We start from the raw sequence: 12,520 nt of genomic DNA on the forward strand, positions 1-12,520 counted from the left end.
CGACCCGGCGGCGTAACGCCCTCAGCCGACCGCCGCGTAGTTCTCGTACACCTCGTCGCTGTCGAGGGGCACGATCCCGGTCCCCCGTTCGTACTCCGAACGCGCGGTCTCCAGGAGCCGACGCCACGAGGTCACGGTGGGCCGCCTGCGCAGCAGCGCGCGGCGCTCGCGCTCCGTCATGCCTCCCCACACCCCGAATTCCACGCGATTGTCCAGCGCATCCGCCAGGCATTCGGTGCGTACCGGACATCCGGTGCACACCGCCTTGGCCCTGTTCTGCGCTGCTCCCTGAACGAACAGTTCATCCGGATCGGTAGTGCGGCAGGCAGCCTGCGCACTCCAGTCGGTTACCCAGCCCATACCGGCGCCGTCCTCTCCCGAATCGAGGCTCCCCCACGGCGGCAGCGGCATATTCACCGCCGCCAGTTGAGGACGTTACGGAAGGCGGACACAGCGCAACACCCCCTTCGGGCCCAATCTTGGATGGCCCGAACGGACTATGGGTAAGCGGCAGATCACCCGCGGGAGTGAGCTGACGACATAGGTGATCACGCCGACAAAACGGGACAGCTATGGTGCGCCACATCGGACACCAGGTGACACACGAGGCGGATTCGGACACGCCCTCAACATGCCTCGACACACCCGGCGGAGGAGCCCGTCGAACAAAGCCGAGAAGGTCCGGAACGATTCGGGGTCGCCGGACGTATTGATACGTGACCGCGCTGCTGTGACAGTTGAGAGCAGCTTAGGCCAAGGCATGTACGCGTGTCCGGCGAATGAGAACGTAGGCTGCCCCCATGCCAAAGAAGCGCTCGGGCGGTGGTCTGTCGCCAACGCAGCAGGCCGCCAAGTTCCTCGGTGTCAGTGTCCTCGCGGGAGCCGTCATGGCCGGCATCGCGCTGCCCGCGGCAGGCGCGCTGGGCCTCGCGGCCAAGGGCTCGGTCAAGGGATTCGACGAGATCCCGGACAATCTCAAGAGCCCCCAGCTCAGTCAGCGGACCACGATCCTGGACAACCAGGGTCAGCAGATCGCCACGGTCTACTCCCGCGACCGCACGGTGGTGGACATCAAGGACATCTCGCCGTACATGCAGAAGGCGATCGTCGCGATCGAGGACTCCCGCTTCTACCAGCACGGCGCGATCGACCTGAAGGGCGTGCTGCGCGCCGTGAACAAGAACGCGCAGAGCGGCGGGGTCGCCCAGGGCGCCTCCACCCTCACCCAGCAACTCGTGAAGAACTACTTCATCGAGGAGGCCGGCGACGACCCGACGAAGGTCGCCCAGGCCACGCAGCAGACGCTGGGCCGCAAGATCAAGGAACTGAAGTACGCCATTCAGCTCGAAGAGAAGCTGGGCAAGAAGAAGATCCTTGAGAACTACCTGAACATCACGTTCTTCGGCGAGCAGGCGTACGGCGTCGAGGCGGCCTCCGAGCGGTACTTCTCCAAGCACGCCAAGGACCTCAACCTCCAGGAGTCGGCGCTCCTCGCGGGCATCGTGCAGTCCCCGAGCCGCTACGACCCGGTCAACGACGAGGCCGAGGCCACCAAGCGGCGCAACACCGTGCTCCAGCGGATGGCCGAGGTCGGCGACATCTCCCGGCAGGAGGCCGACAAGGCGATGAAGGCCCCGCTCGGCCTGCACGTCAGCCAGCCGAAGAACGGCTGCATCACCGCGGTCAAGGGCGCCAGTTTCTTCTGCAAGTACGTCGAGAACGTCTTCCTGAGCGACCCGGTCTTCGGCAAGACCAAGGAGGACCGCGCCAAGATCTGGAACCGCGGCGGCCTGACGATCCGTACGACCCTCGACCCGCAGGCCCAGGAGTCGGTCCAGACCTCGCTCAAGGACCACGTCAACCAGTCGGACAAGGTCGCCGCGGCCGCCACCCTGGTTCAACCCGGCACCGGCAAGATCCTCGGCATGGGCCAGTCCAGGCCGTACGGCTACGGGAAGAACGAGACCGAGTACAACTACTCGGTCGACCGCGACATGGGCGGGTCGAACTACGGCTTCCCGACCGGTTCGACCTTCAAGCCGTTCGTGGCCGCGGCGGCGGTCGAGGGCGGCAAGCCGGCCACGCAGGAGTACTCGTCGCCGTACAAGATGAAGTACCCGAGCCCGGTGCAGCGGTGCGAGAGCCAGCCCTACGTCAACACCAAGGGCGAGACCGTCGAGAACGAGAACAAGTCCGAGGTCGGCCCGTTCCGGATGAAGGACGCGATGGCCAAGTCGGTCAACACGTACTTCGTCCAGCTGATCTCCGACATCGGGCTGTGCCCGGTGGTGAACATGACCGACTCGCTGCACGTGGTCCAGGGCAACGGCGACAAGCTGCCCGAGCAGCCCGCCATCGCCCTCGGCTCGGTGGGCCTGTCCCCGCTGACCATGGCGAGCGCGTACGCCGCCTTCGCCTCCGACGGCACGTACTGCACGCCGATCGCCATCGAGTCGATCAGCCAGAAGATCGGCAACGAGCAGAAGTCGCTCCCCGTACCGAAATCGACCTGCACGCGCGCGATGAACCAGAAGACCGCCGACACGGTCAACACCCTGCTGCGCGGCGTGGTCGACTCCGGTACCGGCAAGGAGGCCGGCCTCACGGACCGCGAGAGCGCCGGCAAGACGGGTACGACGGACGAGCGCAAGAACGCCTGGTTCGTCGGCTACACCCCGAACCTGTCCGGCGCGGTCTGGGTCGGCAGCCCCCAGCAGAACGTCGAGATGAAGAACATCAGCATCGGCGGCGTCTACCGCCCGCTGGTCTACGGTGGTGAGGTCCCGGGCCCGATCTGGAAGGACGCCATGACCGGCGCCCTGCAAGGCAAGCCCGTCCAGAACTTCAACCTGGTCGACATCCCGGACGACAACGGCGACAACAACGGGAACGGCCACGGCCGGGGCGACGGAAACGGCCGCGGGGACAACGGCGGCGGCGACAACGGCGGCCTCCCCGGCGGCGGCGACAACGGCGGCACGAACCCGAATCCCACGTTCTCCTTCCCCGGCAACTTCATCCAGGGGCAGGGCAACGGCGGGCGGAACGGGCGCCCGCGGGGCTGAGCCCGGCTGAGCCCGGCTGAGTGCGGGGCACGGCGGGCGGAGGCGCGAGCGCTCCCGTCCCGGTCCCGGCCGGTCCTGATCCTGGTCCTGATCCTGGTCCTGGTGCTGATCCTGGTCCTGGAGAGACAACGCGGCGGGGCCGCACCCTGAAGAGGGTGCGGCCCCGTTTTGCTGCCCGGGTGCCCGTTGAGCGGCTGGTTGAGGAGGGGGTCGAGCCGGTGGATGAGCCGGAGGACCCAGCGGCTCCGGAAGACCCAGCGGGTCACGGGAGCCCCCTACGCCCGGATCCCAGGCCCCGAGCCCTGGCCCGAGCCCTTCCCGGTGCCCGAGTCCTCCCCGGCCGTCCCGTCGGATCGGGAATCCCGACCACGGCCCGTCCGAACCCGGCGGGCCGGTCACCGCGAGGCCCGGCGATCACCGCGAAAACAAGGTCCCCGCTCAGCCCTGGAGCAGCTTCTTGACCACGGCGGCGACCCGGCCGCCCTCGGCCTGACCTGCCACCTTCGGGTTCACGATCTTCATCACGGCGCCCATGGCCCGCGGCCCCTCCGCACCGGCGGCCTTCGCCTCCGCCACGGCCTGGGCGACGATCTCGTTCAGCTCCTCGTCGGACAGCTGCTGGGGCAGGTACGCGGCGAGCACCACGCCCTCCGCCTTCTCCCGCTCGGCCTGCTCGGCCCGACCACCCTGCGCGAAAGCCTCGGCCGCCTCCCGGCGCTTCTTGGCCTCCTTGGTGATCACCTTCAGGACCTCGTCGTCGGACAGCTCACGCTTCTCCTTGCCCGCGACCTCCTCCTTGGTGATCGCGGCGAGCGTCAGCCGCAACGTCGAGGAGCGCAGCTCGTCACGCTTCTTGATCGCGGCGTTGAGGTCGTCGTGCAGCTTCGACTTGAGCGTGGTGGTCATGGATCCGATTGTCGCAGGTGCGCAAGCCCGGCCGCCCGTCGATTTCCGGGGGCGCCCGCGGTCTGTGGGGACCTCCGGGTTCTGACACGATGGTCATATGCGCGCGCTATACGGAGTACCCCTGGGAATCATGGCGGCAGGCGCCGCCGGTGTGGCCTACGCGGCGGCGTTCGAGGTCCGCTCCTTCCGACTCCGACGGGTGACGATCCCGGTTCTGCCGCCGGGCATGCGGCCGCTGCGCGTGCTCCAGGTCTCCGACATCCACATGGTGAGCGGTCAGCGCAAGAAGCAGCGCTGGCTGCGCTCGCTGGCGGGTCTGCGCCCCGACTTCGTGATCAACACGGGCGACAACCTGTCCGACCCGGAGGGCGTCCCGGAGGCACTGGACGCGCTGGGCCCCCTGATGGAGTTCCCGGGCGCGTACGTCTTCGGTTCCAACGACTACTACGGCCCCAAACTCCGCAATCCCGCCCGCTACTTGCTGGAGAAGGCCGGCGGCCGCCACGGTCTGAACGGCAATCCGCCGGTCGTGGGCGCGATCCACAACCCGTGGGAGGAACTGCGGGACGGCTTCGACGCGGCGGGCTGGCTCAACCTGACGAACACCCGGGGCGTGCTGAAGATCGAGGGCGTCTCGGTGGAGATGACCGGCCTGGACGACCCGCACATCAAACGCGACCGCTACGCGCACGTGGCCGGCGGGCCGTCGAGCGGCGCGGACTTCTCGATGGGCGTGGTGCACGCCCCGTACCTGCGTGTCCTGGACGCGTACACGGCGGACGCCTACCCCCTGGTCCTGGCCGGCCACACGCACGGCGGCCAGCTCTGCATCCCCTTCTACGGCGCCCTGGTCACCAACTGCGACCTGGACACGGACCGGGTGAAGGGCCTGTCCACGCACACCGCGGAGGGCCGTACCGCCTATCTGCACGTCTCCGCGGGCTGCGGCACCAACCGCTACACGCCGGTACGGTTCGCGTGCCCGCCGGAGGCGACGCTGCTGACCTTGGTCGGCCGGGAGTAACGAACGCACGGACGGGCGACACGCCCCACCCGAGCAACCGACCGACCGAGACCCACCCCCTCGCAACCAATCCCTGGAACTGGCACCCCACCAGAACTTAATCCACCGGCGCCAAGCCACCGGTGCTAGGCCACCGGAGCTAAGCCACTGCGGCTAATCCAATGGAACTAGCCCATTGGAATTAACCCACTCAAGAAATAACCCGCCCAGCTCATCCCATATCGCCCATTTCACCCATTCCGCTTAGCGTAATGGGCATGACGGCCCCCATACCCAGGGACATCCCGGACCTGCCCGCGGTCCCGGGCACACCCGTACTGATGCCCTCGCATGTCCCGGCCACGGCAGTGGTGGCCCCGGTCCGCCGCCCGCTGGCGGCGCGATACCGACTCTTCGTCGCCCTCGCGGCCACCGCGGGCGTCACGCTGGAACTGCTGCTCGGCTCCCCCGCCCGCACCCTGAGCTACTTCAGCGTTCAGAGCAACGCCTTCCTTGCCGTGGTCATGGCACTCTCCGCGCACCGAGCGTGGGCGGCACGCCACCCCCTCCCGTCAGCCCTCACAGGCGCCGCGCTGCTGTACATCCTGACCACGGGCCTCGTCTACCACCTGCTCCTCGGGCACACGACGCCCCCGTTCTCGATGACGGACGCGACGACACCGCCCACCGCCTGGCACGGCCAGTGGACAGCCCTCCAACTCCTCCACACCGTGACCCCGGCCGCCGCGCTCCTGGACTGGCTCCTGCTCACCGCACCCGGCCGCCTGCACCTCCGCCAGACCGCCACCTGGCTCCTCTACCCCCTGGCCTACCTGGCCTTCCACCTGAGCCGAGCCGAACTTCTCACCCCCGGCACCACGGGCCGCTACCTCTATTCCTTCCTGGACGTCGACCAGCACGGCTACCGGGGCGTCCTCGCCAACGCCCTGCTCGTCGGCCTCTGCGTCTACGCCCTGGCGGTCCTGCTGGTCGCCCTGGACCACACCCGCCCGAACCCGATCCGCCGCCAGGGCAGAATCGGATTTCGTCTCCGGCCACCAGTGGGCTAAAGTAAACGACGTCACCGCGACAGGCAGTGACATCGGGGTGTAGCGCAGCTTGGCAGCGCGCTTCGTTCGGGACGAAGAGGTCGTGGGTTCAAATCCCGCCACCCCGACAGCTGTAACACCAGGTCAGGCTCGGTTTCCTTCTGAGGAAACCGGGCCTGATTCGTCTCCGAAGCCCATCGGGGAGTGAGCGGGGAGTGGATCATGGAAATCCCACTCCCCGGGGAGTGGACCGGGAGTGAGTCACCACTCCCCGGCAAGTGAGCGACCCCCACGCGGGATCCGCTCCGATTCGGCTCCGCCTCGGCCGCACAACGAAAAAAAGGGGCTGTCCTCGGGAGGACAGCCCCTTGTTCGTGCCTACCGCTGGCGCACTCCGCGCGCCCTCAGCATCTCGTCGAGCGCACCGACTGCCGAACGCGGGTCCAGAGCCAGCCTCGCATCGAGCGCCTCCTCCCACTGCTCGGTGAGCCCCTCCAGGAGGCGCCGGCGCATGCCTGCCGTGATGTGCGTGTACCGGGCCTGTACGGAGCTGTCCTCGTGTCCGAGACGCTCGTCCATGAGCTTCGGTGGTGTCCCCATGTCCTCCATGACGGTCTTGTGAGTGTGCCGGAGCCCGTGCGGAGTGAGGCCCTTGGCGATCGGGAGCCAGGACGCCTCAGCCCGTCCGGATGCGTTCCGGCCGCGGACAGGCAGCCCCGGCCACGGTCCTGCACTCACCGGTACCGGACGCGCTTCCTGCGGCGCCTTCTTCGGATACCAACCCGTGGCGGCAGGTTGGAACAGCCACGTGGCAAACCCGTTGCGCCTCCAGTGCGGCGCCGGAGCGTCGGCGGGTCCGCTGCGTACATAACCGAGGTCCGACATTGCAGTGACGACCTTGACCCGGGTCTCTGCCGTGACCGCCTCCGGCCGGTTGAGCACGTTGGACACGGTGCCCGTGGACACTCCTGCCAGACGGGCCACGTCCACGAGCTTCGGCCCGGTCTGGCGCACGGAGTGGTTGGAGTCGCGAAGGCCGCGGAAAACGTACGTGAGCCCGTGGCAGGGGCACGGCTGAGGCTTGGTGCGAGCGATGTGCCCCGCGATCAGATCGAGCAGCCACGGCATCACGTCGATGTCCCGGTACGAGTCCTCCTTGGGTGGGCATCGGTGCAACTCCCCGGAATCGAGTTCGTAGAGCTGCCACTCGACCCGGATCGTCTGCGCGCGCACGAACCCTTTCTCCAGGCCCACGATCTCGCCCCAGCGCATGCCGGTGTAGCCCTTGAGGGTCATCGCCACGAACTCGTCGTCGCGCCCCGCCAGGAGAGCGGCTCGCTCGGCGATGAGCAGGATGCCGCGGGCATCCGTCACCGCCTTCTCCGGAGCGCGGTTGCGCGACCTTCCCGCACGCTTTCCGCGTCCCCTGCGCTTCGTCGCCGGGTTCGCGTCGCGGAGCCCTTCCTCGACCGCATCGGAAAGGATCGTATGGAGCGTCCCTCGCCACGTCTTGATGCTCGACGCGGCGTAGGAAAGCTCACGCTCCTTCTTCTCCCAGCTCGCGATGTCCGCGCGATCGATGTCCGCGCTCGACTTCTCCTCGAACGCCGGGAGAAGGTGCTCCTCGATGTGCCGCTTGTAGTTCCGCATCGTGGAGGCCGCGAGTTCCTGCGCCTCGTACCAGCGGTTCACGTACTCGCCGAACGTCACCTTCCCGGCGTTCGGGTCCCGCCACTTTCCCTCCCTGACCTTCGCCTAGCCGCCGTCGCCGACCAGCTCAACCGCCGCCCACGCAAAACGCTCGGCTGGGAAACCCCAGCCGACCGCCTGCATGAACTGCTCGCGGCCTGATCAACACAACCACGTGTTGCAACGACCCCTAGAAACTGCCGACTCGCCGGGCGCCCTTCGCCATTGCGGCCGGTCGGCCACGTACCACGAGGGGCTCCGCCTCCATCCGGTCCGCATCCGGGAGGTACGGGAAACGCTACGCCCAGCCGAAGGGCCCGGTGGTGCCGGTGTTGCGTCCTGCGGTGAAGCCATCTCAGGGGGACAGGAGGCAGCGCTGTTGAGCGGGCGAGCGCAGGGGACCGGCAAGGGCGCCAAGGTCCAGGTAGGCCGAGGGGTCGGACGCGCTCCACCGTTTATCAGGTCTCGGGTGGGCCGGGCGCGGGGCGGGGAGTTTCCAGGCGAAGGACGAGTGCGCGAAGGGCACGGAGTTCGGCGTCCAGTGCCTGCGCGCCCGCGCGGGTGAGAGCAATCCACGTTCGGGGCCGCCGACCGGCATAGCCCTTCTCCATGGTGATCAGATCCGAGTCTTCCAGCACCTTGAGGTGCCGGGAGAGATTCCCGTCAGTGACGGCCAGTTGCTTCTTCAGGAAGCTGAACTCGACTCGATCGGCTTCTCGGGCGATGGTGAGGATGCCGAGTCGTACACGCTGGTGGACGGTGTCGTTCAGCGACTGGGTCGGATGGAGTGCTTCTTGTTCATCCCACGCAGCGGTCGAGTCCTCGACTCTCATGGTGCAACCGTACCCGCATCAGCGGCGCCGGGCGTGGCTCGATGACGGGCTGCCATCCACTCGGCCATACCCGCGAGGAGCAGGATGGCCGCGAGCAGCAGCGCCTTGGCCTGCGGTCCGTCGGTCCAGCCGGGGTGCGCGGGGTGCTGCCAGGGGAGCAAGCCACTGCCCCAAGAGGCCCCGAGATAGCCGGTGAGCAGCAGGGCATGCAAGGTGCCGGCTGCTGCGGTGATCCAGTTGCGTTCGGACATTCCGAGGGCGAGGAGTCCGATGCCGACGAGGTACCACGGGGAGGCGTAGCGGTTCTCCAGCAGCACGGCTTCCCATGGCTGGTTGCCGCCGAACAACAAGGCCATCAGGGCTGTCGTGATCGTTGCGGTCGCTATGGCGGTCGTGCGGGTCCACACGGCGCGGCGGGGGACGATGCCCCGGGCCTCACCGCGCAGCCGGTACGAGCGCGCGAAGACGAACCATGCCAGGGGGAGGAGCGCGAACCACACGCCCCAGGCCGTGAACCGCAGCACGGCGCCGTCGAACTCGCCCCTCACACAGGGGGTTCCCGGTTCATGGACGACGCACAGTCCAGTCAGTTCGGCGTAGGCGAAGGCCGGATAGGACCCGATGTAGCGGCCGTGGGCCCCGAAATTGAAGCCATATCGGGCAACCGGTGCGGCGGCCAGCGTGAGAAGGCCGAAGCCGAGCAGGGAGACCCGCGAGCCGTTCATCTGCGCGCGAGTCCTGGCCCGGAGGTCTTCTGTTGCCGCCAGCAGGCCGGCCGCCTGCGCCCTCGGTTCGAATCCCGCGCTGCTGAATGGCGGTGTCACCACGATGTCCCCCTTGCGGTCGCGCTGCGCCGACGCCGGTGGGCGGACCTCCGATCCCGCCGCCCGCCCGACTTGCTTTGCATCACAAAGTACACGGCGGACAAGAGTAGTTGCTGTGAATCGCGTCAGTGCTCGGAACCAATTACGGTCTTCGGGCGGCCCCTGATCGACATCCGTAACGCCTTCGACGGTGGTGCCTCCCACTGACGTACAGGCATGAGCGGGCTGCCGGACCCGCGAACGCTGGCGCAGCCTGGTCGTGGGTCGCCGCGATCAGCTCGGCCCGGCTCGATAGGTACCGGCCGAGAAATCGACAAGTTCCGGTCGGGGACTTGAGGACTTGGGGCCCTGTCGGCCTTGCGGGCGGCGTCTTCACCGGCCGGGCCGAGCGGACGCCGCGCGTCATCGCCTTCCTCTCCCAGGAGAGCGGAGGACATGACGCGCAGCCGGTCCGGAGAGAGGGTGCGGGCGGTCCGGGACGAGTTGGAGCCTGGGGGCGTGGATGGCCGCCGTCGGCTACAGATCGGCACCGATCCCGGTCAGCGCGCGGACTTCCATCTCCGCGTGCTTGTCCGGGTCCGCGGGGTGCCTGCTGAACACGGTGCCGAGGTATCCGCACAGGAAGGAGAGCGGAATCGACACGACGCCCGGGTTGGTCAGCGGGAACCAGTGGAAGTCGACCGTCCTGATGATCGACGTGGGGCCGCCCGAGACCGCCGGTGAGAAGAGAATGAGGACGAGGCAGGACACCAGGCCGCCGTAGATGCTCCACAGCGTTCCCGAGGTGTTGAAGCGTTTCCAGTACAGCGTGTAGAGCAGTGTCGGCAGGTTGGCGGAGGCGGCGAGCGCCAGGGCCAGCGACACGAGGAAGGCGACGTTCTGACCGTCGGCCACGATGCCGCCGATGATGGCCAGGAAACCGATCACGAGCGCGGTCAGGCGGGCGACCCGGATCTCGGACCGGGGATCGGCCTTCCCGCGTCGAAGCACGTTGGCGTAGACGTCGTGGGCGAAGGAAGCCGAAGCTGCCAGGGTCAGGCCGGCCACGACCGCCAGGATCGTCGCGAAGGCCACCGCCGAGACGATTCCCAGGAGTACGACTCCACCGATGTGGAAAGCGAGCAGAGGCGCCGCGGAGTTCTCGCCGCCCGGGGCGTGGACAATGGTGTCGGAACCGACCAGGGCCGTGGCGCTGTAACCGACGACCAGGATTCCCAGGTAGAAAATGAACATCGACCAGGAGCACCACACCACCGAACTGCGTGCCTCCTTTGCAGTGGGCACGGTGTAGACGCGCATCAGTACGTGCGGCAGGCTGGAGATGCCCAGAACCAGCGAAAGAGCGAGTGAGACGAAGTCGAGTTGGCTCGTCCCGTCCGTGCCGTACGAGCTGCCCGGCTGAAGCAGTTTTTCGCCCAACGGGCTGTTCTGCGCGGCCTGTTCCAGAAGTCCGGAGAAATTGAATCCGAACTTTCCGATGAGGAACACGCTGATGAAGGTCACCGTGACCAGGAGCAGTCCGGCCTTGATGATCTGCACCCAGGTGGTGCCCTTCATCCCGCCCACCAGGACGTAGAAGACCATGACGATCCCCACGCCCGTGATGAGGAGCGCCTGACCGCCCCGGGTGTGCACGTTCAGCAGCAGGGCCATCAGCCCGCCGGCGCCGGCCATCTGGGCGAGCATGTAGAAGAAGGTGATCACGAGGGTGGCGTTGGCCGCCGCGGCCCGCACCGGGCGCTGCCTCATCCGGAAGGCCATCACGTCACCCATGGTGAATCGCCCGGTGTTGCGGACCCGCTCGCCGATGAGCAGGAGGGCGACCAGCCAGGCGACGAGCCATCCGACGGAGTAGAGGAATCCGTCGTACCCGTGGACCGCGATCGCTCCGGAAATACCCAGGAAGGAAGCGGCGGAGAGGAAGTCACCGGACATCGCGATGCCGTTCTGCATACCGGTGAAGGCGCTGCCCGCGGCATAGTAGTCGGCCGTCGACTGATTTCTGTTGGTGACCTTGTAGACGATGAAAAGAGTGATGAAGACAAATATCAGGAACACGCTCAGGTTGAGCGTGGGACTACCGATCGCCGGGGCCGCGAGCTGTGCTGTCATTCCTTGCCGACTCCTGCTAGTTCGTTGATCCTCTGCACCTCCGGATCAAGCTTCTTCCGGGCGAAACGCTGGTACGACAGGACGATCACGACGGTGGACGCGAACTGCATCAGGCCCAGGACGGTGCCGGTGTTGATTTCACCCACCAGTTTGTGACTCATGAACGCGTGGGCGTAGGCGGAGAGAACAGCGAACGCCATGTACCAGAAGAAGAAGGCCATGCTCATCGGAATGATGAACAGCCGAAGTCGTCTGCGCAGCCGCGAGAACTCGGGGCTCTGCTGAATCGCGTGGTAGTCGGGCTCGGCTTCGGCACGGGGGTCGATGAACTTCGGTCCGGCGGGCCGCTCGGAAGTATCGGCGGTCGGCGACCATACCGGTTTGGTCACGTTCCCCTCCTGGGGTATCCGGACGGGACGGCCAACCGGCGCTCCCGGAGCGGGAGATGAGAAGAGGTGAGCCGTGGCCTGTTGAGCGGTGGAAAGTGTAGTGAGATGCCGCACGCCGTCAAACACCGGCCCACCGTGCACACGGTGCTCGCAAAATCTACACGACACCCGTGAGGCGCCCGCGAGTTCTGCGCCATTTGGCCACCTGAGACCCAGAACAGTGGCGAATTGAAGGAGGCTTGACCTTCCGTTTGTTGTTTATTTACCATTGGGAATTTGGACTCGTGGTGTGGCTCGTCGGCTCGCCGAGTAAGGCGAACCTGTGCGTACGGAATCACTCGCCGGGGCCCGGGGTAGAGTGGCGGCAGCATTTTTACCGTTCCGTTGGCTGCTCTGAACTCGCCCGTGCTGTCCACTACTTGGCGAGCGGACACATAATGGGCGGGCAACGGGTCGGCCCCGAGAAGGGGGAGGTAAAGCAGTCAATGGATTTCCCAGGGCGCGCCCCTCACGTAGCCAGGCCGACTGGGCCCCCTTGGCTGAACCTTCCTTTGGCTCCAGAGGTGCTTCTCCACGGCCGGGCATATGCCCGCTCCTGGGGTCGGGCACCGTGGCGTGACCGCGGGTAGCTGCGCCACCTCGTCGGCACC

Annotated in this window: 9 protein-coding genes, 1 tRNA gene and 1 pseudogene; 4 read left to right on the forward strand and 7 right to left on the reverse strand. The window is 67.1% G+C overall.

The genetic code is table 11. The features are described 5' to 3' along the window. Positions 1-21 precede the first annotated feature (21 nt). Complete coding sequence (gene wblA, locus ACFC09_RS07795) at positions 22-360, reverse strand: transcriptional regulator WblA (protein WP_234540219.1); 339 nt, start codon at positions 358-360, stop codon at positions 22-24. Between the two features lie 440 nt (positions 361-800). On the opposite strand from wblA, the gene ACFC09_RS07800 reads away from it, so the two are divergent. After that, positions 801-3,065 (forward strand): transglycosylase domain-containing protein, encoded by a 2,265-nt coding sequence (locus ACFC09_RS07800; RefSeq protein WP_376524825.1) that lies wholly within the window; start codon positions 801-803, stop codon positions 3,063-3,065. 438 nt (positions 3,066-3,503) lie between these two features. Here the strand turns inward: ACFC09_RS07800 and ACFC09_RS07805 are convergent, their stop codons facing one another. Continuing rightward, positions 3,504-3,971 carry a GatB/YqeY domain-containing protein gene (locus ACFC09_RS07805; protein ID WP_376524827.1) on the reverse strand — a complete coding sequence of 156 codons (468 nt, stop codon included), beginning with the start codon at positions 3,969-3,971 and terminating at the stop codon, positions 3,504-3,506. A gap of 97 nt (positions 3,972-4,068) precedes the next feature. Between ACFC09_RS07805 and ACFC09_RS07810 the strand changes: the two genes are divergently transcribed. From ACFC09_RS07810 to ACFC09_RS07820, 3 genes are all read left to right on the forward strand, one after another. After that, positions 4,069-4,995 carry a metallophosphoesterase gene (locus ACFC09_RS07810; RefSeq protein WP_376524828.1) on the forward strand — a complete coding sequence of 309 codons (927 nt, stop codon included), beginning with the start codon at positions 4,069-4,071 and terminating at the stop codon, positions 4,993-4,995. Between the two features lie 257 nt (positions 4,996-5,252). Beyond that, entirely contained in the window at positions 5,253-6,044 is a 792-nt protein-coding gene (locus ACFC09_RS07815; protein WP_376524830.1) for a Pr6Pr family membrane protein, read from the forward strand. A gap of 33 nt (positions 6,045-6,077) precedes the next feature. Further along, positions 6,078-6,151: transfer RNA gene (locus ACFC09_RS07820), tRNA-Pro, on the forward strand. 250 nt (positions 6,152-6,401) lie between these two features. Here the strand turns inward: ACFC09_RS07820 and ACFC09_RS07825 are convergent. The 5 genes and pseudogenes from ACFC09_RS07825 to ACFC09_RS07845 form a co-directional block, all read right to left on the reverse strand. Next, positions 6,402-7,775, reverse strand: a pseudogene (locus ACFC09_RS07825) (LacI family DNA-binding transcriptional regulator); the annotation flags it as partial. Positions 7,776-8,170: 395 nt separating this feature from the next. Next, entirely contained in the window at positions 8,171-8,545 is a 375-nt protein-coding gene (locus tag ACFC09_RS07830) for a transcriptional regulator (RefSeq protein WP_376524832.1), read from the reverse strand. Next, positions 8,542-9,372 carry a hypothetical protein gene (locus ACFC09_RS07835; RefSeq protein ID WP_376524834.1) on the reverse strand — a complete coding sequence of 277 codons (831 nt, stop codon included), beginning with the start codon at positions 9,370-9,372 and terminating at the stop codon, positions 8,542-8,544. The genes ACFC09_RS07830 and ACFC09_RS07835 overlap by 4 nt, the downstream gene beginning before the upstream one ends. Before the next feature lie 513 nt (positions 9,373-9,885). Then, positions 9,886-11,481, reverse strand: coding sequence for a cation acetate symporter (locus ACFC09_RS07840; RefSeq protein ID WP_376524835.1), 1,596 nt, complete (start codon positions 11,479-11,481; stop codon positions 9,886-9,888). Beyond that, positions 11,478-11,870, reverse strand: a complete 393-nt coding sequence (locus ACFC09_RS07845) for a DUF485 domain-containing protein (protein ID WP_376524837.1) — start codon at positions 11,868-11,870, stop codon at positions 11,478-11,480. The genes ACFC09_RS07840 and ACFC09_RS07845 overlap by 4 nt, the downstream gene beginning before the upstream one ends. Positions 11,871-12,520 lie beyond the last annotated feature (650 nt).

Origin of the sequence: Streptomyces sp. NPDC056161 (assembly GCF_042268025.1) — a bacterium.
Classification (GTDB): domain Bacteria; phylum Actinomycetota; class Actinomycetes; order Streptomycetales; family Streptomycetaceae; genus Streptomyces.

Bases quoted from the DNA above. Each gene is read 5' to 3' on its own strand.
- wblA (WP_234540219.1), bottom strand. From the start codon at position 360: ATGGGCTGGGTAACCGACTGGAGTGCGCAGGCTGCCTGCCGCACTACC.
- ACFC09_RS07800 (WP_376524825.1), top strand. From the start codon at position 801: ATGCCAAAGAAGCGCTCGGGCGGTGGTCTGTCGCCAACGCAGCAGGCC.
- ACFC09_RS07805 (WP_376524827.1), bottom strand. From the start codon at position 3,971: ATGACCACCACGCTCAAGTCGAAGCTGCACGACGACCTCAACGCCGCG.
- ACFC09_RS07810 (WP_376524828.1), top strand. From the start codon at position 4,069: ATGCGCGCGCTATACGGAGTACCCCTGGGAATCATGGCGGCAGGCGCC.
- ACFC09_RS07815 (WP_376524830.1), top strand. From the start codon at position 5,253: ATGACGGCCCCCATACCCAGGGACATCCCGGACCTGCCCGCGGTCCCG.
- ACFC09_RS07830 (WP_376524832.1), bottom strand. From the start codon at position 8,545: ATGAGAGTCGAGGACTCGACCGCTGCGTGGGATGAACAAGAAGCACTC.
- ACFC09_RS07840 (WP_376524835.1), bottom strand. From the start codon at position 11,481: ATGACAGCACAGCTCGCGGCCCCGGCGATCGGTAGTCCCACGCTCAAC.